The sequence below is a fragment of the Bradyrhizobium mercantei genome, from assembly GCF_001982635.1.
Taxonomy (GTDB): domain Bacteria; phylum Pseudomonadota; class Alphaproteobacteria; order Rhizobiales; family Xanthobacteraceae; genus Bradyrhizobium; species Bradyrhizobium mercantei.
Genome location: NZ_MKFI01000005.1, coordinates 71996 through 92415, shown reverse-complemented (window position 1 = coordinate 92415; position 20420 = coordinate 71996). Strand labels below are relative to the sequence as shown.

The 20420-nt window shown below is 66.7% G+C and carries 16 protein-coding genes and 1 tRNA gene; 7 read left to right on the top strand and 10 right to left on the bottom strand.

The window, feature by feature from the left end; all coding sequences use genetic code 11:
* Positions 1 to 48 precede the first annotated feature (48 nt).
* From purH to BI327_RS23105, 3 genes are all read right to left on the bottom strand, one after another.
* Positions 49 to 1641 carry a bifunctional phosphoribosylaminoimidazolecarboxamide formyltransferase/IMP cyclohydrolase gene (gene purH / locus BI327_RS23115; protein WP_076863342.1) on the bottom strand — a complete coding sequence of 531 codons (1593 nt, stop codon included), beginning with the start codon at positions 1639 to 1641 and terminating at the stop codon, positions 49 to 51.
* A gap of 263 nt (positions 1642 to 1904) precedes the next feature.
* Positions 1905 to 3656, bottom strand: coding sequence for a heparinase II/III family protein (locus tag BI327_RS23110; protein ID WP_076863341.1), 1752 nt, complete (start codon positions 3654 to 3656; stop codon positions 1905 to 1907).
* Positions 3657 to 3805: 149 nt separating this feature from the next.
* Positions 3806 to 5152, bottom strand: coding sequence for an RsmB/NOP family class I SAM-dependent RNA methyltransferase (locus BI327_RS23105; RefSeq protein ID WP_076863340.1), 1347 nt, complete (start codon positions 5150 to 5152; stop codon positions 3806 to 3808).
* A gap of 188 nt (positions 5153 to 5340) precedes the next feature.
* Here BI327_RS23105 and BI327_RS23100 point away from each other — a divergent pair, with 188 nt between their 5' ends.
* Together BI327_RS23100 and BI327_RS23095 are read left to right on the top strand one after the other, a co-directional pair.
* Positions 5341 to 5574, top strand: coding sequence for a DUF1674 domain-containing protein (locus tag BI327_RS23100; RefSeq protein ID WP_076863339.1), 234 nt, complete (start codon positions 5341 to 5343; stop codon positions 5572 to 5574).
* Positions 5575 to 5626: 52 nt separating this feature from the next.
* Positions 5627 to 6223 (top strand): thermonuclease family protein, encoded by a 597-nt coding sequence (locus BI327_RS23095; RefSeq protein WP_174683058.1) that lies wholly within the window; start codon positions 5627 to 5629, stop codon positions 6221 to 6223.
* A 64-nt stretch (positions 6224 to 6287) separates the two neighbouring features.
* Here the strand turns inward: BI327_RS23095 and BI327_RS23090 are convergent, their stop codons facing one another.
* From BI327_RS23090 to acs, 3 genes are all read right to left on the bottom strand, one after another.
* On the bottom strand, positions 6288 to 6803 hold the full coding sequence (locus BI327_RS23090) for a L,D-transpeptidase (RefSeq protein WP_076863337.1): 516 nt from the start codon (positions 6801 to 6803) through the stop codon (positions 6288 to 6290).
* A gap of 330 nt (positions 6804 to 7133) precedes the next feature.
* Entirely contained in the window at positions 7134 to 7928 is a 795-nt protein-coding gene (locus BI327_RS23085) for a hypothetical protein (RefSeq protein WP_083742205.1), read from the bottom strand.
* A gap of 24 nt (positions 7929 to 7952) precedes the next feature.
* Positions 7953 to 9899 carry an acetate--CoA ligase gene (acs, locus tag BI327_RS23080; protein WP_076863336.1) on the bottom strand — a complete coding sequence of 649 codons (1947 nt, stop codon included), beginning with the start codon at positions 9897 to 9899 and terminating at the stop codon, positions 7953 to 7955.
* A gap of 820 nt (positions 9900 to 10719) precedes the next feature.
* Here acs and BI327_RS23075 point away from each other — a divergent pair.
* On the top strand, positions 10720 to 11898 hold the full coding sequence (locus BI327_RS23075; protein WP_076863335.1) for a DNA topoisomerase IB: 1179 nt from the start codon (positions 10720 to 10722) through the stop codon (positions 11896 to 11898).
* 175 nt (positions 11899 to 12073) lie between these two features.
* On the opposite strand, the gene BI327_RS23070 is transcribed toward BI327_RS23075, so the two are convergent.
* The 4 genes from BI327_RS23070 to tsaD all read right to left on the bottom strand — a co-directional run bounded on the left by BI327_RS23070 (position 12074) and on the right by tsaD (position 16072).
* Positions 12074 to 12487, bottom strand: a complete 414-nt coding sequence (locus BI327_RS23070) for an EVE domain-containing protein (RefSeq protein ID WP_076863334.1) — start codon at positions 12485 to 12487, stop codon at positions 12074 to 12076.
* A 90-nt stretch (positions 12488 to 12577) separates the two neighbouring features.
* Complete coding sequence (locus tag BI327_RS23065; RefSeq protein WP_076864239.1) at positions 12578 to 13702, bottom strand: alpha/beta hydrolase; 1125 nt, start codon at positions 13700 to 13702, stop codon at positions 12578 to 12580.
* A gap of 114 nt (positions 13703 to 13816) precedes the next feature.
* Positions 13817 to 14794: an NAD(P)H-dependent glycerol-3-phosphate dehydrogenase gene (locus BI327_RS23060; RefSeq protein ID WP_076863333.1), complete on the bottom strand. Its 978-nt coding sequence runs from the start codon at positions 14792 to 14794 to the stop codon at positions 13817 to 13819.
* 204 nt (positions 14795 to 14998) lie between these two features.
* The gene (gene tsaD, locus BI327_RS23055) at positions 14999 to 16072 is read right to left on the bottom strand and encodes a tRNA (adenosine(37)-N6)-threonylcarbamoyltransferase complex transferase subunit TsaD (RefSeq protein WP_076863332.1); all 1074 of its coding nucleotides are present in this window, start codon (positions 16070 to 16072) and stop codon (positions 14999 to 15001) included.
* A gap of 174 nt (positions 16073 to 16246) precedes the next feature.
* Between tsaD and BI327_RS23050 the strand changes: the two genes are divergently transcribed.
* The 4 genes from BI327_RS23050 (at position 16247) to BI327_RS23035 (ending at position 20412) form a co-directional block, all read left to right on the top strand.
* Positions 16247 to 16984, top strand: coding sequence for a uroporphyrinogen-III synthase (locus BI327_RS23050; RefSeq protein ID WP_076863331.1), 738 nt, complete (start codon positions 16247 to 16249; stop codon positions 16982 to 16984).
* A gap of 112 nt (positions 16985 to 17096) precedes the next feature.
* A complete protein-coding gene (locus tag BI327_RS23045; RefSeq protein ID WP_076863330.1) occupies positions 17097 to 18401 on the top strand; it encodes a hypothetical protein in 1305 nt (434 codons plus the stop codon).
* 20 nt (positions 18402 to 18421) lie between these two features.
* Entirely contained in the window at positions 18422 to 20227 is a 1806-nt protein-coding gene (locus tag BI327_RS23040) for a heme biosynthesis protein HemY (RefSeq protein ID WP_076863329.1), read from the top strand.
* A 109-nt stretch (positions 20228 to 20336) separates the two neighbouring features.
* Positions 20337 to 20412, top strand: a tRNA-Thr gene (locus BI327_RS23035).
* Positions 20413 to 20420 lie beyond the last annotated feature (8 nt).

The window sequence follows — 20420 nt, the reverse complement described above, 5'->3', positions numbered from 1 at the left end:
ATCACGCGGTATGGGTCCCGGCCTTCGCCGGGACGACGCTTGGATAGGCTAGTGCCGGAAATGCCGCACGCCGGTGAACACCATGGCGATGCCGTGCTCGTCGGCGGCCTTGATCACCTCGTCGTCGCGCATCGAGCCGCCGGGCTGGATCACGGCGGTGGCGCCGGCCTCGATGCAGGCGAGCATGCCGTCGGCGAACGGGAAGAACGCATCCGATGCGACCACCGAGCCCTTGGTCAGGGGCTCGGCGAGCTTCAGCTCGGCTGCCGCATCGAGCGCCTTGCGCGCGGCGATGCGCGCCGAATCGACCCGGCTCATCTGGCCGGCGCCGATGCCGACGGTGGCGAGATCCTTGGCGTAGATGATGGTGTTCGACTTCACGTGCTTGGCGACGCGGAAGGCGAATTTGAGATCGCGCAGCTCGGCATCGGTCGGCGCGCGCTTGGTCGCGACCTTCAGGTTCATGTCCTCAATCACCGCATTGTCGCGGCTCTGCACCAGCAGGCCGCCGGCGACGGTCTTGGCGGTGAGGCCTGTCGCGCGCGCGTTCGGCAGGCCGCCGGCGAGCAAGAGGCGCAGATTGCGCCGGCCGGCGATGATCGCGATCGCTTCCTCAGTGGCATCGGGCGCGATGATCACCTCGGTGAAGATGCCGATGATGGCGCGGGCTGCGTCCGCATCGAGCGTGCGGTTGACCGCGATGATGCCGCCATAGGCCGAGGTGGAGTCGCAGGCCAGCGCGCGGGCGTAGGCGGTGGCGAGATCGGGACCCTCGGCGACGCCGCAGGGATTGGCGTGCTTGACGATGACGCAGGCCGCGGTGCGCTGCGGATCGAACTCGCCGACGCATTCATAGGCCGCGTCGGTGTCGTTGATGTTGTTGTAGGACAGCTCCTTGCCCTGCAACTGGCGCGCGGTGGCGACGCCCGGCCGCTTCTCCGGCGTGGCGTAGAACGCCGCGGTCTGGTGCGGGTTCTCGCCATAGCGCAGCGGCTGGACCAATTTGCCGCCGAAGGCGCGGAAGTCCGGCGCCTTGGTGTCGAGCTGCACGGCGAACCAGTTCGAGATCGCGGCGTCATAGGCCGCGGTGCGGGCATAGGCCTTGGCGGCGAGCCGCCGGCGCAGGCCGAGCGAGGTCGCGCCCTTGTGCGCGGCGAGCTCGTCGAGCACAGACTGATAGTCGTTCGCCTCGACCACCACGGCGACGTCGTCATGGTTCTTGGCCGCGGCGCGGATCATCGCGGGACCGCCGATGTCGATGTTCTCGATGCACTCCTCGAACCCGGCGCCTTTGTCGACGGTGGCCTCGAACGGATAGAGGTTGACGACCAGCAGGTCGATCGGCGCGATGCCGTGCGCGGCCATCGCGGAGGCATGTTCCTTGTTGTCGCGGATCGCGAGCAGGCCGCCATGCACCTTCGGATGCAGCGTCTTGACCCGGCCGTCCATCATCTCGGGGAAGCCGGTGATTTCGGAGACGTCCTTGACCTTGAGCCCGGCCGCGGCGATCGCCTTGGCGGTGCCGCCGGTCGAGACCAGCTCGACGCCCTGGTCGGCCAGCGCCCTGGCGAAATCGATCAGTCCGGTCTTGTCGGAAACGGACAACAGAGCGCGGGTCACGCGGCGAAGCTGCTCGGTCATATCGGAAAATCCCTGGCTGTTAAGGCAGCCGGGTAGCATGGTTTTGTGCGGTACGAAACCGGTACATGCGACGGATTTCGGGGAAAATGGCGGGTGATCCGCACACCATCCCCGTCATCCTGAGGTGCGAGCGCAGCGAGCCTCGAAGGATGCACGGCCCGACTGGTGGCCGATTCATCCTTCGAGGCTCGCCGAAGAGGCTCGCACCTCAGGATGACGGGGATGGTGCAGTCTGCGTTACAGACAGCGCGTTTCCGCCGCCGCTACAACGGCAGTTCCGGCTCGCGGCGGGCGTTGCGGCGCGCGTTGGTGGCGGTGGCCGAGGTCGAGGAGCGCACGAAACTCCAGCGGATGGTGCCGGCCTGCCGGGCGTCCTGCCGGATCACGATCTGGGAGGTGCGGCGCGGGCCGTCATTGCCGGCCAGGAACACACTGTCCTCGAGGTCGACCTTGTCGTCCATCGCCTCGAAGGTCCAGACGTCGCGGTTGGGCAGCACCAGCATCACGCCGCGGGCATCCGACAGCCGGCTCGCCTTCACCGAGGGGTGCAAATGGAAGCGCAGCGCGAAATCGGCCTCGCTGCCCTTGATGCGGCCGCCCGGCGCCGGCGTCAGCTGGTCCTCGCCCTCGAGCCGGGTGCCGTCCTGGGTGACCATCAGGACGCGGCGGTGGATCACGCCGAAGCGCGAGAGGTAGCCGTCATGCGAGGCGGTCAGCACGTCGCCGTCGGGAACGGCTTCGCGGTAGCTCTCGACATTGCTCGGGCCGCTGGTGATCGGCGCGCCGCGCAACAGCCGCTTCATCGCCGACAGCTCGACGAACTGGCACGACGAGGCCTCGCGATAGGTCAGCGTCGAATGCGCCGCCGTGGAGCGTGCGAACGGCCGCCAATTGTCGCGCCCGGTGTTCGGCATGCCGCAATTGACGACGATGCGGCTCACTCCGGAGGACAGCTCGAACGACAGGCAGCCGGCATGTGCGTCCTGGCTGACGCTTGCCGGCGGCGGTGCGCCGGTGTCGATGATCAGCGTCGTGCTGCCGGCATCGAGGCGCTGGAAGCCGGTATGCGGCATGCTCGCCATCGGCACGCCGCGGGTGTCGTCATAGGCGAGCAGCGTCGCAACCAGATCGGACGGTGCGTTGCTCATGCCGTTGAACAGCGCGAAGCTGCCGTCGCCGTGACGGAAGAAGCGCAGCATCGGCATCATGCGGTCGATCGCGTTGAGCAGCGCCGGCGGCGGCGCGATATTCCGTGCAGCAAAGGTCTGCCGCAGCGGCAACAGATCGCTGAGCAGCTCGACCAGCGCGCCGGGATTGCGCGAGATGTGGCCGCCGTCGGGCAGGATCTGGCGCTGCAATTCATCCGACAGCTTGCGCGTCGCCGATTTGATGTTGCGTGCCTGGTTGGCGAGGCAGAGCGAGGCGTAGCACAGCGCGATCAAGACCTGGAGCCGCGGCACGCCGTCATTGTCGAGCGTGGCGTGGCGCAGATAGCGGATCTCGCGCGCCAGCCCGCGCAGATATTTGCGGTAGAATTTTCCGTCGGTGTCGCCGAGCACCAACGGGGCCTGCGACAGCAGCGAGATCACGCGCCGTGCGCGCACATCGGCGCGGCGCTCCAGCGGCCGCCTGCGGGCCTGATTCGAAATCCAATCGTCGACCAGCGAGCGGGCGTTGGCGCGGGTCAGCGCGGTGTCGGCGGCGCGCAGATGACGCAGCCAGCCGAAGCCGAGCAGCGCGGCCTCCCAATCCTCCGACGGCGGTTCGAGATCGAAGATCGAGCGGCCATGGCAGGTGACGATCTTGCCGGCGAACACGAATCGCCCGGCATAGATCTCGGCGGCGCGGGTGGCGTCGGCGGTCCGCAGGTCGTGCGGGGCGATGATCAGCCGGTCGGTGCGGCCGGGCCACAGCCGCGACAGCGCAACGGTGCTGCCGCTGGCGCGCGCGACAATGCTGCGGGCAAAGCGGCCAGCAATCAGTGTCGAGATGCGTCTGCTCTGGGCGACCGACACGCCTAACCTTGTGGGGAGGGAATTTTCAACGAATCCTTATTTAATCCGGAAACGCGGCCAAGACACCATCTTGATAAACAAGACACCCTCTTGATACCGCACGAATCACTTCACGAAGCATCTGGAGCTTAGAAGACTGAAGTTTAAAATCAGGACTTAACCAGCCGGGCCGCGTAAAATCCGTCCAGCCCGCCGAGCCGCGGGTCGGCGTTGGGCAGATGGCAGGGCAGGGTGCGCAGATCGCCGTCGGCGGTAATGATGGCGTCGAGACCGGCGACTTCGCTTGTCTCGACCGGCGCACGGCGCAGGCCTGATTCGCCGGCCAGCAGCGCGGCAATCGCGTGCTCGCCTTCCTCCGGCTCCAGCGAGCAGGTGCAGTAGACCAGCGTGCCGCCGGGCTTCAGCAGATGGGTGGCCTTTTGCAGCAGCCGCTTCTGCAAGGCCGACAATGCGGCGATGTCGCCTTCCTGGCGCAGCCAGGCGACATCGGGATGGCGGCGGATGGTTCCCGTCGAGGTGCAGGGCGCATCGACCAGGATACCGTCAAAGCTTCCGGCCTCGGCCGGCCATTCGGCGGCGTCGGCGACGACGGTCTCGGCCTGCAAGGCGAGCCGGGTGAGGTTGTCGCGCAGCCGCGCGACCCGCGCCGGCGAACGGTCGACCGCGGTGACCTGCGCGCCGGCCAGCGCGAGCTGGGCGGTCTTGCCGCCGGGCGCGGCGCAGAGGTCCGCCACCGCCTTGTCCTTGATGTCGCCGAACAGGCGCACCGGAAGGGCGGCGGCGGCGTCCTGCACCCACCATTGGCCTTCGGCAAAGCCCGGCAGCATGGTGACGGAACCCTGCAGCAGCGTGCGCACGGTTCCGGTCGGCAGCGTCTCGCCATGCAGGCGGCTCGCCCATTGCGCCGCGTCCGACTTCACCGTGAGGTCGAGCGACGGCTCGTGGCCGAGCGCCAGCGCCATCTCGCGCGCGGTGGCTTCGCCGTAATGCGCGTTCCAGCGCGCCAGCATCCATGGCGGCAGGTCGAGCGTCTGCGTGCTGATCTCGTCGATCAGCCCCTGTCCCTCGCGTGCGCAACGGCGCAGCACGGCGTTGACGAGCCCGGCGTATTTCGCCGCGCGGCGGTCGGACTGCACGAGCCGCACCGAGAGATCGACCGCGGCATGGTCAGGGACATCCATCCAGAGGATCTGCGCGGCGCCGATCAGGAGCGCGCTCTGCGCCCGCGGCGCATCGGTCGGGATGCCGCGGTCGAGCAGCCGCGACAGCAGATGGCCGAGCGTGCCGAGCTTGCGCAGGATGGTCGAGACCAGCCGGCGCATCAGCGCGCGGTCGCGATCGGCCAGTGATTTCAGGCCGGGATGCGCGCCGGCGCCGTCGAGCTGATCATCGAGCGTGCGATGCTTGTGCAGCACGCCATCGAGGATATCGGCCGCGATACGGCGCGCTGCGAGACCGGGGACTTCGGCAGGAACTGCAAATCTTGAAGGAGGCATGGAGCGGAGATATCTCGAAGGTGCTGAGTTACATTCGGCTCATGCCCATCAACTCGAAAACACCTCTGGCATGCGAATATGCCAAATGTAAGAATCGCCTTGCTGGATTTCGTGATCGTGATGTCGTCACTGAGCCAACGCAGAGATACGAAATTCGCGGGCAGAAAGTTTTGCCAAGAAGGCCTGCCATGTCTGAGAACATCACTGAGAAATCGCCGTCGCCGCCGGAACCCGCGCCGCGCAAGCCGCTGACGCCGGCAGCCCAACGCGCGCTCGCCGAGGCCGCGGCGCGGCGCAAGGCCGCCGAGGAGCTGGCCGCACAGAACGCGGCCGCACGTCCGAAGGAATATCAGGGCCCGAAGGGGCCGGAACCGACGCGGTACGGCGATTGGGAGACCAAGGGCATCGCCTCGGATTTCTGAGGGTCTTTCGCCGCGTCTTGCCTGACGGAACGACTCAGGCCAGTCTGGGAATATGTCCCCATACGAGAGAATAAATCCTTATCGTGGGACGGGACGTCCGCCCTTCCGCCGCTCACCGTGGGGCCGCCGCGTCTCGGCGGCGTTGCCATGGGTGTTCGTTCTCGGCATCGCGGTCGGCAGCACATTGCCGATCCGGCAATGGGTGCATCTGCCGCCGTCCTGGCCGCTCGGCAGGTCGCGCGATACCGAGGTGATCTGGCAGCGGGCCGGCGCGCCGGATGCCCGCCATGCTGTCGATGTGATCAGGACGATTGACGGCGACACGTTCGAGGCGCGGGTGCATCTCGCGCCGGGCCCCGATCTCACCACGCGGGTGCGGCTGCGCGGCATCGACGCGCCGGAGCTGAAGGCGTCCTGCGCACGCGAGCTGCAAATGGCGCAGGCGGCGACCGTGGCGCTGCGCGATCTGCTCGGCCAGGGCGATGTCGCGATCTACAATGTCGGTCCCGACAAATATCAGGGCCGCGTCGTCGCCGACGTTGCGACGAAGAAGACCGACAACGTGTCGGCGGCGCTGCTCGCGGCCGGTCATGCGCGCGCCTACAATGGCGGCCACCGCTTCGGCTGGTGCGGATATTTTGCGCGCTAAACAAAAAGCCGCGCATCTGCGCGGCTTTTTCCGGAGTGAAGCTGCTTCCTGAGTGAAGCTGCGATCAGCGGGTGACGACGACCGTCGTGCCGACCTCGACGCGCGAATAGAGATCGGTGATGTCGGTGTTGAGCATGCGGATGCAGCCATAGGAGACGAAGCCGCCGACCGAGCCCGGCACGTTGGTGCCGTGGATCGCGTATTCGCCGCCGGACAGCGTCATCGCAGCCACGCCCATCGGGTTATGCGGCGAGCCGCCGGCGATCACGTTCGGGATGCTTGGCTTGTCGCGCTTGACCTCGGCGGGCGGCGACCAGGCCGGGTAGCGATATTTGCCGTCGATCCGGGTGGTGCCGGCCCATTGCTTGCCGGACTTGCCGACGCCGACCGGGTAACGCATCGCGTGGCCGGAATCGAGAATGAGATAGAGCCGCCGTTCGTTGGTCTTCACCACGATGGTGCCCGGCGAATAATTGTCAGCGTGAATTCCCACCATCTCCGGCCGCGCTTCGGCCGTCTGCGACATCACAACAACAGCACCAAGGGTGGCAGCCGCCGCCACCGCAAACTTCAACGACATCAACCTCTCCACTTCCCAACAGCTCCAGCAACGGAGCCAAAAACGAAGGTGCAGAGCCCTGAAAAAAACGGGCCCGCCGGTCTCGCGCACGCAACATTAACCGCGTGTCTTAACCGGGTGGTTTCACACCGGCCGCGAGACACGTCCTGATGGCGGGCAGAAAAGGAAAAGTTCGGATTAAAGTAAATGACTTGAAAACAACACTCGGCCACAAAGGCGCCGCAGTGCTGCCTTGCCTCTGACAATCCCGTGAACGCGCCAACATGGTGCGTCGGGCACAGCGTGCCGGGGCCTGGCGGGACAATCCAGCCGCCCGCACTGACGGATGGCCTACTTTATTCCGGTCAGGGTTGAGAGGGCCTTCGTTGCAGGCGCGCCGGGGTGGTTCGTGATGTACTCCGTGACCGTCTGCTTCACGAACGGATGCTGGCGCGAATTGGCCGTAATCGCCCATAGCGCTGTCGCGGCATAGATCAGCTGCATGGTGCCGGCATCGCCGTATTTTGCTTTCAGAGCTGCGATGGTGCCTTTGGGACCGCCCGTCATTTCAATGGTCGTCTTGGCAATTTCGATCGCAGCGAGCTCGGATGTGTTCGCGGCGGCGGCGAAATAGTCGATGATCGGTGTGACGTAACGGCTGTCGCCGGCGGCGAACGATGCGCCCCACAAAATATCCAGATGTGTAGGCCGCGTGATTCGCAGGTCTTCGAAGCGCGTCGGGATGCCTGCGAACTCGGCGTTGAGCGTTTGATCGAAACCAAGGCTGGCGAATTTGGCTCGCAGCAGTTCGGCCTTCGCCGGTTGGCCGGACAACCGCGCCGCGGTGATCACGGCATAGGAAGCTTTGACGTCGGTGACGATTGGGACGAGCCTGTCGATGTGCTCCGGGTGAGATTTGAAATCCGCGGCCAGCAAGCCTGTCAGCGGAGGGTAGACATTCCAACTTGTTGCCGCGCTTTGCACATGAGCAAAAATGTCGGTCAGGTGCTCCGGTGTCGGATCGCGGTAGAAGTAAGTGAAATTGTCCGGGGAAGGTGCCGGCGTCTGCGCCGGCGCCGACAAGCTGCTGAAGAGAACGATCGCGCAGGCCAGCGGGACTGCGCGACCGATCAAATGCCGGACCAAGACCACGTTTCGTAGCCCCTGCGCCTACGCGCCCTTCTTGTTCTGCCGGTTCTGCACGAGGTCGTCGACCACGGCCGGATCGGCCAGCGTCGAGGTGTCGCCGAGGCTCGACGGCTCGTCCTCGGCGATCTTGCGCAGGATGCGGCGCATGATCTTGCCGGAGCGCGTCTTCGGCAGGCCGGGTGCGAACTGGATCAGGTCCGGCGAGGCGATCGGGCCGATGTCCTTGCGGACCCAGGCGACCAGCTCCTTGCGCAAGGCCTCGGTCGGCTCGGTGCCCTTCATCAGCGTGACATAGGCGTAGATGCCCTGGCCCTTGATGTCGTGCGGATAGCCGACCACGGCGGCTTCCGACACCGCCTCATGCGCGACCAGCGAGCTCTCGACCTCGGCGGTGCCCATGCGGTGGCCGGAGACGTTGATGACATCGTCGACGCGCCCGGTAATCCAGTAATAGCCGTCGGCATCGCGCCGGCAGCCGTCGCCGGTGAAGTACTTGTTCTTGTAGGTCGAGAAGTAGGTCTGCTCGAACCGCGCATGGTCGCCATAGACCGTGCGCATCTGGCCCGGCCATGACTTGGTCAGGCAGAGATTGCCCGAGGTCTCGCCATCCAGCGTCTTGCCGTCGGCATCGACGATCTCGGGCACCACGCCGAAGAACGGCCGCGTCGCCGATCCCGGCTTCAGCTTGGTCGCGCCGGGCAGCGGCGTGATCAAAATGCCGCCGGTCTCGGTCTGCCACCAGGTGTCGACGATCGGGCAGCGGTCGTCGCCGACCACGCGGTAATACCACTCCCAGGCTTCCGGATTGATCGGCTCGCCGACCGAGCCGAGCAGGCGCAGCGACTTGCGCGAGGTCTTCTTCACCGGCTCGTCGCCGCCCTGCATCAGCGCGCGGATCGCGGTCGGCGCGGTGTAGAAGATGTTGACCTTGTGCTTGTCGACCACGTTCCAGAAGCGCGAATTGTCCGGGTAGTTCGGCACGCCCTCGAACATCAGCGTGGTCGCGCCGTTGGCGAGCGGCCCGTAGAGAATGTAGCTGTGGCCGGTGACCCAGCCGACGTCGGCGGTGCACCAGTAGATGTCGCCGTCGTGATAGTCGAACACGTATTGATGCGTCATCGACGCGAACACGAGATAGCCGGCCGAGGTGTGCAGCACGCCCTTCGGCGTGCCGGTCGAGCCCGAGGTATAGAGGATGAACAACGGGTCCTCGGCATGCATGTGCTCGGCCGGGCATTCCGTCGTCACCATGGCGGCGGCCTCGTGATACCAGAGGTCGCGGGTCGGGTTCATGTCGATGGCACCGCCGGTGCGCTTCACCACCACGACCCAATCGACGCCGCCGGTCTTGGCGATCGCGGCATCGACATTGGCCTTCAGCGGCACCTTCTTGCCGCCGCGCAGGCCCTCGTCGGCAGTGATGATCACCTTGGAATCGCAATCCTTGATGCGCTGGGCGAGGCTGTCCGGCGAGAAACCGCCGAACACCACCGAGTGGATCGCGCCGATCCGCGCGCAGGCCAGCATGGCGTAGGCGGCTTCCGGGATCATCGGCAGATAGATCGTGACGCGGTCACCCTTCTTGACGTTCCGCGTGCGCAGGATGTTGGCCATCTTGCAGACTTCGTCGTGCAGCTGGCGGTAGGTGATGTGCTTGGATTCGGAGGGGTCGTCACCCTCCCAGATGATCGCGGTCTGGTCGCCGCGCTTCTCGAGATGGCGGTCGATGCAGTTCCAGGCAACGTTAAGCACGCCGTCCTCGAACCATTTGATCGAGATGTTGCCGGGCGCGAAGGAGACGTTCTCGACCTTGGTGAAGGGCTTGATCCAGTCGATCCGCTTGCCGTGCTCGGCCCAGAAGCCGTTCGGGTCCTTGACCGAGTGCGCGTACATCTCGCGATATTTGGCGTCGTTGACATAAGCGCGCTTGGCCCAGTCGGCCGACACGTCATAGATCTTCTCGGACATCGCTTTCCTCCACTCATTGCCGATCGCAAACGTAGCGACGGCAAGCCGTCCTGATCATTGCCGCGATTATGCGTTGCCGCATTCCGGCCCGGCAAGGAAAAAGGACTGTCACTTTCGTCGCGTCGAAGCCGCCGGACACCAGCCGGCTTCCTCATATGATTGGGCGGTTTACCGCGCCTCGTTGACGAGCGAAACCTATGCGCCATCGTGTGCTCTAGGTCACTGGTCTCTTGGTCGTAGTGGCGTCGTTCGCGGCTCGGCTCGTTTGCGCCTCGTGCCGTCGTCGGAGCCGATCGGTATCGCGAAAGAGAATTAGCGATCACGATCGGTCCGGCCGGCGATTTGAAGAGCCTCGAGGCATCGTGCGTTGACGCCGGCCGGGACGTGGCGCTCCGATACCCATCGTGCCGGATCGCTCACTGCGCGCGTCGATGAATTGTCGAAGGGCAGTCGCGATCATCTGCACCGACGATTTCGCGCCGGACCGCCGGCGCCGCTCCCGTGGCGCATCCCTCCGGGGACCGGGCGGGAAACGGCACGGTCCCTGACCTGTCTCCCCCGTCGTCGCGGTCCTCCAAAGCCCGGTTCCCGGACCGCGCTCCCGCCGTTTTGACCGGTCCCGGACAGGCCAAAATCAAGGTTAGCGGGCGAATGGCACCCATGAAAGGTAATTAGGAACCATCAATAACCGATTCGCGACTCGCAATGTCAGCCTTGAGGCCCTAAATCGCCATTCCGAGGCCGGACGGCCCCACCGGAACGAAGCCCGAAGCAACGGCATTACCGGGAGAACAGCGGAACAAGGCGTCTGACGAGTAGCATGATGGATCAGCAGAACATCGCGGCTGTGCGGCCCATGTCCGCCGATCCCGCTGTCGCCCTGGCGAAGGCGCTGGGCCAATGGCCCAAGCGGCCGCAGGCAAAACTACCGACGTCCAAGCTCAAGCTCGACGCCCCGGCCGCCGCCGCCATCAAGACGTCAGTTGAAGATCTCGCCCGCGATCTAGGCCTGCGGCTCGGCGACCAGAACGAGCTGACCATCCGGCGCATCAAGCGCGGCAAGAATTACTCGTTCGTGCGTGCCAACGGCTCGCGCGTGCGGGACGCCCGGACCATTCGCCGGCTGCACGCGATGGCGATGCCGCCTGCCTATCGCCGGGTGCGCTACTCCACCGATCCGAACACGCATTTACAAGCCGTCGGCCTCGATGCGGCCGGCCGGCTGCAATATCGGTATCACGCCGACTGGGAGAAGGTCCGCGAGCAGCGCAAGGCGCATCGCCTGGGCAAGCTGGTGGCCGCGCTGCCGAAGATCCGGCGCAAGGTCTCGGCGTTTCTGTCCGGCGACGAGCCGACGCGCGAATTTGCGCTCTCAGCGGTGATCGAGCTGATCGCGCGTACCGCGATCCGGCCCGGCAACGAATCCTACGCCCGCCTCAACGGCACCCGCGGCGCCACCACGCTCCTGAAATCCAACGTCACGCTGGAAGACGACAGCCTGGTGCTGACCTTCAAGGCCAAGGGCGGCAAGGCCGTGCGCAAGGAATGCGACGCGGCCAAGCTGGTGCGCGCGGTCGGCATCCTGCGCGGTGTCCCGGGCAAGCGCATGTTCCAGTATTACGACCGCTCCGGTGTGGTGCGGGCCGCCTCGACCACGGCGGTGAACGCGTTCCTGCGCGAGCTTGCCGGCATCAAGATCTCGCTGAAGGATTTCCGCACCTTGATGGCGTCGGCCGTCGTCGTGGAATCGCTGTCGCGGATCACGCCGGCCGCCAGCCAGCGCGGCCGCAAGCGCCAGGTGCTGGACGCGATCCGCGCCGCCGCCGACCAGCTCTCCAACACGCCGGCGATCTGCCGCAAGAGCTATGTCCACGACACCATCGTCACCGCCTTCGAGGACGGTATCCTCGAACGCTTCGCCTCGACGATGGGCGGCTACCGCACCCAGAACAAGCGCGAGCAATTGCTGGCGCAGGTGGTGCTGGCGGCAGGGGCGTAGCCCGTCACCCTCCACTCGTCGTCCCCGCGAAGGCCGGGACCCATAACCCCAAATCTTGATTGTCGAGACAAGCTGGGGCCGCAGCGTGCCTCAACAACGCAGCCCTGTGGTTATGGGTCCCTGCTCCCGTGCGCAATTGCGCACTAGGCAGGGACGACGGTTGAGATTGGGACGCTTACAGCCCGCCCATCTTGCAGACGTACTTCCATTCCTCAGGGGTGACCGGCTGCACCGAGAGCCGCGAGTATTTCACCAGCGCCATCTCGGCGAGCTTCTTGTCGGCCTTGATTGCGGCCATCGTCACCGGCGTCTTCAGCGGCTTGTCGGCCTTGATGTCGACGCAGACGAACTTGCCGGTCTTGTCGGTCGGATCGGGATAGGCCTCCTTGACGATCTCGGCGATGCCGACGATCTCCTTGCCCTCGTTGGAATGATAGAAGAACGCCTTGTCGCCCTTCTTCATGTTGACGAGGTTCTGCCGCGCCGTGAAGTTGCGCACGCCGGTCCAGGCCTCGCCCTTCGCGCCCTTGGCGACCTGCTGGTCCCACGACCAGACCGACGGCTCGGATTTCACCAGCCAGTAATTCATCGCGACTTTACCCCGTTCTCGAACGCCGATTGCGCGGCAATCTACAGGCACGCGGATGCCCGCGACAAGCGCAGGTATCTGATCCAGCGCTTACTGCTTCAGATACCGATCGAAGAATTTGGCGATGTCGGTGAACGCCTCCCTGGTCTCGGGCGCGTCGACGTTCATCTCGTACTGGGCGTGCGACTGCCCTTCATAGACATTGAGATCGGCGATCACGCTGGCGCGGCGCAATTTGCGATGGGTGCGCACCGTGTTGCTGAGGAACAGGTCGCGCGTGCCCGTTGTCAGGATGGTCGGCGGAAAGCCCTTGAAGTCGCCGTAGATCGGCGAGATGTAGGGATTCTTCAGGCTGGCCCCGTTGGCATAAAGCCTGGCCGCGCGGCCGAGCCAGCCGTCCCACGTCACCAGCACGTTGTCGACCCACTCGTTGCTGGCGTAGCTGTCGCCGATCTTGTCGATGTCGGACCATGGCGTGCCCGGCGCGATCGCGGCCGGCAGCGGCAGCTTCTCGTCCTTTGCCCGCAACACCATCGCGAGCGTCATCGCGCCGCCTGTGGAGGTACCGAAGATCGCCAGCCGATGGCGCTCATGCGACTTCAGCACCTCCTTCCAGACCGCCATCGCGTCATCAAGCGCGGCCGGATAGGGGAAGTCCGGCGGCATCCGGTAGTCAACCGAGATCACCTTGTAGCCGCCGAAGCCGGCCATCATGATGGCTTCCGGCAACGCCGCTTCGCCGGGGCCGAACACGTAACCGCCGCCGTGGACATGGATCAGCAGGCGCCGCCGGTTCTCGAGCGCGATCTTGTTCGGCGTCACGATGTAGCAGTGCACGCCGGCCAGCCTGGTTTCCTCGACCTTGACGCCGAGCTTCGCCTTCATCGCGGGAATATTCGCGATGGCCTCCTTGGCGCGGCGATCGATCAGCTCCTTCCATTCGGCTGATGTCTTCGGATCGGCGTTGAAATGCGGCGGATAGGGTGCGCCGATGACAGCCTGCATCTCCGGTGAGACGTCGGCGGAGGGATTGCCGATCGATTTGGGTGGCGCGACCCGCTTGCCGCTGTCGGCATTGGCGGCCGCTTCGCGCTTGGCGAGTTCGTCGTAGGACGGTGTTGTTTGGGCGCGGGCTGCGGTGGAGGCGGCGAGGGCGGTTGCAAGGCTGATCGAAAGAAGGCTGATCGAAAGGATGGCGCGATGCGGTTGACGCATGATTTTACCCTTGGGATCCATTGCGCGATGGGTAGACCGGGATCCGACGGCGCCGCCACGCTATTACGGCGTGCGCGGATCGGAAAGCTCCGCCTCGCGCAGCCGTGAGGTGCGTTACTCCGCCTTGAACGGCCGCGTCAGCAGGCCTTCGATCGCGGCATCGATCGTCAGCCGGTTGCTCAGGATCGCGGCGACCGCGTTCGACACCGGCATATCGACCTTCTGCGCGGCGGCGAGCTCGCACAGCACCGGCGCGGTGAAGGCGCCCTCGGCGAGCTTGCCGACCGGCGCCGCTTCGCCGCGCCCGAGCGCGAGGCCGAGTGCGAAATTGCGCGATTGCGCGGTCGAGCAGCTGAGCAGCAGATCGCCCAATCCCGACAGGCCGGCAAGCGTTTCGGCGCGCGCGCCGCAGGCACGGCCCAATCGTGCGAGCTCGCTGAAGCCGCGCGTGGTCAGCGCCGCGAGCGCGGAGGCGCCGAGAGTCTTGCCGACCACGATGCCGGCTGCGATCGCCAGCACGTTCTTGGCCGCGCCGCCGATCTCGACGCCGCGCACGTCCGACGTGTGATAGGGCCGGAACGTTGCCGAGCCGAGTGCTTGTACGAGCGCACGCGCCAATGCTTCATCCTTGGCGGCCAGCGTCACCGCGGTCGGCAGTCCGCGCGCGACGTCGTCGGCAAAGCTCGGTCCCGACAGGATCGCGGGCACCGCGCGCGGTGCGGCCTCCGCGATCACCTCGGTCATGAATTTATGCGTGCCGTGCTCGATGCCCTTGGCGCAGGCGATGACAGGCGTGTCCGGTTTGAGGTGCGGCGCAAGGTGCCCGACCGCCGCGCGCAAATGCTGCGCCGGAGTGACGGCGAGGATGATGTCCGCATGCGCGGCGGCTGCGATATCCGACGTCACGATGATGCCGGGATGCAGCTGGACGCCGGCCAGCTTTGGATTGATCCGCGTTGCCTCAATCTGCGCGGCATGTTCGGCATTGCGCGCATACAGCGTCACCTTGCGCCCGGCGCGCGCCGCGACCTCGGCCAATGCCGTGCCCCAGGCGCCGGCCCCGATCACGCTGACTGACATATGCGCGGGCATCGGAACCCTTAGCTCAGCTGCGCTCCCTCGCCCCGCTCTTGCGGGGAGAGGGTTGGGGTGAGGGGCTCCATCCGCGAGTGCGCCGAATGTTGGGACCTGTACCCCCTCACCCGGATCGCATCGTTGATGCGATCCGACCTCTCCCCGCAAGCGGGGCGAGGTGAAGGAGAACTCGCTCTGCGCTTCATCTCCATGTCGAAGGACCTAATATCCGGCGCGGCTGTTGGCGTGGCCGGCCGGCGCCTTGGCGTTGGCATCGAGCAGCCAGCGCGCGCGGGGCGGCGCTTCCATCGTGTCGATCAGACCGAGCGCCATCCGCTCGGCGCCGGCCCAGGCGATCATCGCACCATTGTCGGTGCAGAGCGCCGGCGGCGGAATGATCAGCGTGGTCTGCGCTTTCGCTGCGACATCCTGCAGCGCGCTGCGGATCGCGTGGTTGGCGGCAACGCCGCCGGCCGCGACCAGCGCACGCGGCGTGCCGAACCGCTCCTCGAACAGCTTGAGGCCAACGGTCAAGCGGTCCGCGGTCGAGTCCAGCACCGCGGCCTGGAAGCTCGCGCAGAGATCGCTGATGTCCTGCGGCTCCAACGGCTCCAGCCGGCTCGCTTCATTGCGCACCGCCGTCTTCAATCCCGACAGCGAGAAATTCGCGTCCGCGCGGCCGAGCATCGGGCGCGGAAAGGCAAACCGCGTCGGGTCGCCGCCGGCCGCCGCGCGCTCGACCTCCGGTCCGCCGGGATAGGGCAGCGACAGCATCTTCGCCACCTTGTCGAACGCCTCGCCCATCGCGTCGTCGACCGTGGTGCCGAGCCGGACATATTCGCCGACGCCGACCACCGCGACGATCTGGGTGTGACCGCCGGAGGCCAGGAACAGGCAGTATGGAAACGCCAGCGCGCAGGTCAGCCGCGGCGTCAGTGCGTGCGCCTCGAGATGGTTCACCGCGATCAGCGGCGTGTCGTGCACCATCGCGATCGCCTTCGCGGTGGTGAGGCCGACGATCACGCCGCCGATCAGGCCGGGGCCTGCGGCGGCCGCCACCGCCGACAATTGTCCGTAGCCGACGCCGGCCTCCTTCATCGCGGAGGCGACGATACCGTCGAGCAGGTCGACATGGGCGCGCGCCGCGATCTCCGGCACCACGCCGCCGAAGCGGGCGTGCTCGTCGGTCTGCGAGCGCACGACATTGGAGAGGATCTTCGCCTGCCCGTCAGCCTGCCGCTCGACCACCGCGGCTGCGGTTTCATCGCAGGTGGTCTCGATCCCCAGCACCAGCATCGGTGGTTCGTGTCCCAATTTCGGCCCTTGTGCTACCAGCATGATCCGGACGGGCCGGAACCGGTTTCCGGCAGGATCATGTTCATCAAAAATGTCCCCTCCGGGGTAGCATTGCGAGGTCTTAAAGTGCAATCGGTCGCCGAGGTCCAATTGCAGAGGCTGGAGGCCTGAGGCGTGACCATCCTTGTCACCCGACCGCATCCGGACAATGACGCGACGCTCGCGACCTTGCGCCAGCGCGGCTTTGACGCCCTCGCGGCGCCGGTGCTGCGCTTCGAGCCGTTGCCGTTCCATGACGACGATGCGGATTATGACGCTGTCATCCTGACCAGCGCCAATGCGCTGCGCGCGCTCGATCTCGCCGGCAGCCGGCTGTTGCCGCTGCCGCTGTTCGCGGTCGGAACGCACACCGCCGACGCCGCGCGCGCCGCGGGCTTTGCCAAGGTGATCGTGGCCAAAGGCGATGCGATCTCGCTGCGCGATCTCGTGCTGGCGCGGGTCAAGGCCGGCGAGCTGGAGCCGTCGGCGACGCTGCTTTATCTGGCCGGCGCCGACCTCTCGCGCGATCTCGCCGGCGAACTCAGCGAGAGCGGCTTGAGCGTCATCACCCACACCACCTACCGGATGGCGCCGGTGGCCGCCTTTCCGAGGGAGGTCAGCGACGCCTTCATGGCAAACCGGATCACCGCGGTGCTGCATTATTCCCGGCGCAGCGCGCAGGCGTTCCTGGACGCAGTGCGGGCCGATGGAATCGAGATTTCGGCGCTCGCATTGCCGCAATGCTGCATCTCGGCCGCGGTCGCAGCCGTGCTTCATGACGCCGGTGCGACCAAGGTCGTGGTCGCGGCGCAACCGGACGAAACCGCCCTGCTGGAGGCACTAGGCCGCACGATGCGGTCCGCACCGGGTTAATTCTTTCGTCTGACCATGATGTTAGGCAATGCTCCGTTTTTCGGATCGTGCTCTAAGAACTGGCGCCGATTCTGGTACAATGTGCGGCCAATAGTTTTGAGGACCCTCTGCGATGGCTGAAGAAAGGCCCGACGACACAGGACCTTCGCCGGATTCCCGGCCCAAGCGCGCGCCGCCGACCATCGATCTTCAGGCGACCGAGGTCTCCAGCAGCGAGCCGCCAAAGGCCGAGGGGGCCGAAGAAGCGGCCAAGAAAGCGGCCAAGGAAGCGGCTAAGGAAGCGGCTAAGGATACCGGCAAGCCGTCCGTGGACCCGGCAGCCCTTGGGGTCGAGACCCAGGCCGACGCCGCGCCTCACGCCGAGCCGCAGCCCGAGGCCGCCTCCGTGGCGCGCGAGGCCGAGCCGTCGCGGCCCGAACCTTCGCGGCCGGTGTCGCCCTGGGTGGTGGCGCCGATATCGGGCGCGGTTGCGGCCGCGCTGGTGATCGGGGTCGGCTGGCTGCTCGGCTGGCCCGCGGTGCAGCCGGTGTCCGCGCCGCAGCCCAATGCCGCAACGGTCGACGAACTCGGCACGCGCCTGACCGCGCTTGAAGCAAAAGCCAACCGGCCGGCCGCTCCGGCCGCCGATCCCGCGACGGCGGCACGGCTGGAGGCGCTCGACAAATCGATCGCCGCGCTGCGCACCGAGCTCGCCGCAACCCGGGCGCAGTCCGACAAGCTTGCGGCCGCGGTCAATGACGCGAAAGCCGCGCCGCGCGATGGCGCGGCTGCGCCCGACCTCTCCGGCATCACGGCGCGCATCGACAAGGTCGAAGGTGCGGTGAAGGCGCAGGGTGCCGCGATCGCCAAGCAGGACAGCAAGATCGCCGACACCAAGGCCGAGGCGAAGGCAGACGATGTGCCGCTGCGCCGCGTGGTCGCGGCGTCGTTGCTCGACGTCGCGGTTCGCCACGGCGATCCCTTTGCCGGCGCGCTCGAGGCCGCGAAGGCGCTGTCTGACGATCCTGCAACGCTGAAGCCGCTCGAGACGTTCGCGACGACGGGCGTGCCGAGCCCGAATGCGCTGTGCCGCGAGCTGATCGAGATCGTGCCGCAGCTCGCACCGCCGGCGCCTGATGCTGCGACGGCCAGCGCCGGGCTGGTCGATCGTCTGAAGGCCGGCGCCTCCACGCTGATCCGCATCGAGCGGACCGACGGCACCGGCACCGATCGCGGCAGCATCGTCGCGCGGGTGACATCCGCCGCCGTGCATAATGACCTCGCATTGACCGAGCGTGAATTGAAGTCGCTGCCGCCGGCCGATCGGACCGCGGCGCAAGCCTGGCTCGCCAAGGTGGACGCGCGCCGCGCCGCGCTCGACGCGTCGCGAAAATTTGCCGACAACGCCATGGCGGCGCTCGCCACCGTCAATCAATAAACTCTTGCAGTAGGTTTTTGATGATCCGGATCATTCTGTTCCTGCTGCTGATCGCGCTCGCTGCAGCGGGTGCGGCCTGGATGGCCGATCAGCCCGGCGATCTCGTGCTGAATTGGGGCGGGCTGCATTTGACCTCCAAGCAGCCGATCTATTTGCTCGGTATCGTCATCATCGTCGCGATGATCGCCGGCATGATCCTGCGCGGACTGTGGAAGATCCCCGCGCACATCCGCCGCAGCCGGCGCGAGCGGCGTCACGCCCGCGGCCGTCATGCCATCACGCAGGGCCTGCTCGCGATCGGGCACGGCGATTCGTCGGCGGCGCGCGCGCATGCCGAGGTGGCACGGCGCCACGCCGCGGGCGATCCGCTGGCGCTGTTGCTGCACGCGCAATCGGCACAGCTCGACGGCGATCGCGACGGCGCGCAGCGCGCCTTCCGCGCCATGGCCGAGCGCGCGGACACGCGGCTGCTCGGCCTGCGCGGCCTGTTCATCGAGGCGCAGCGCGCCGACGATCCGGTGGCGGCGGTGATGATCGCCGAGGAAGCGCTGAAAATGTCGCCGTCGTCGTCATGGGCCTCGCATGCGGTGCTCGGCTTCTGCTGCGCCAAGGGCGATTGGGCCGGCGCGCTGTCGATCATCGACAACAACCAGTCGGCCGGACTGATCGACAAGGCGACCTATCGGCGGCAGCGCGGCGTGCTGCTCACGGCGCGCGCGCTGGAGCTCGAGACCGTCGATCGCGATTTGTCGCGCGCGAGCGCGATGGAGGCCCTGAAGCTCGCGCCGACCCTGATCCCGGCCGCCGCGCTCGCCGCCAAGTTCGAGAGCGAGGCGCATCAGGTGCGCCGCGCCATGCGCATCGTCGAGACCGCGTGGCTGGCGCAGCCGCATCCCGATCTCGCCGAGGCCTATTCGCATGTGCGGCTCGGCGATTCCGCGCGCCAGCGGCTGGTGCGCGTCGAGACGCTGGCGGCGAAAACGCCGGGCCATATCGAGGGCGCGCTGGCGATCGCGCGTGCCGCGATCGATGCATCCGAGTTTGCCAAGGCGCGTGCCGCGCTGGAGCCGTTCACGGCGGCGCCGACCCAGCGCGTCGCGCTGTTGATGGCGGAGATCGAGCGCACCGAGCATGGCGACAGCGGCCGGGCGCGGGCCTGGACCCTGCGCGCGGTGCGCGCGCTGCACGATCCGGTGTGGACTGCCGACGGCTATGTCTCCGACCGCTGGCGTCCGGTCTCGCCGGTCACCGGCCGGCTCGATGCCTTCCAGTGGCAGACGCCGGTCGCGGCGCTGCCGTCCGACAAGGGCCACGCGATCGAGCCGTCGCCGTTCGAGGAGGCGATGCTGGCGCCGCGCCGGGTCGAGCCGCCCAAAGAACCGCTCAAGGAAGTGGCCGGCGAGCCCGAGGCGGACAAACCGTTGGAGGCAGCCAGACCGCCGGAGGCAGTCAAGCCGGTTGAACCGGTCGAGGCGAAGCCCGTCGAGCCGGCGGCACCGCCCCCGACCGTGCAGGACAACGCCCCGTCGCCCGCGGCGATCGAGGCCGAGCCGGTCCCCGCTCCAGTGGAGGCCCTGGCACCGGAACCCGTTCCGTCCCCGGCCGCCGAATCGGCGCCCCCGGCGCCGGCCCCCCTGTTCCGTTCCCGGACCGACCTGCCCAAGGCGGCGCCGGCGCCAATTCCGGCCGTGATCCCGATCATCCGGGCCCCCGACGACCCCGGGGTCGACGAGGACGGCCCCGTGGACGAATTTGCGGAACAAATCGGCCCGCCCAAGGCCCAGGCGGGCGGTTGGCGCGGATTTCTGTCACGTTTGGGAAGCTAATTCGCGGTTAGATAACCGGTGTGCGGTTAAATAGCCGCGTCAAATCTTGCCAATCGGGGTCATGCCCGATATCAGGTGGCCGCGTGATCAGGCAGTTGCCGACCGGTTCGCCGCAATAGCTCAGTTGGTAGAGCACGTCATTCGTAATGACGGGGTCGGGGGTTCGAGTCCCTCTTGCGGCACCAGCGCTCAA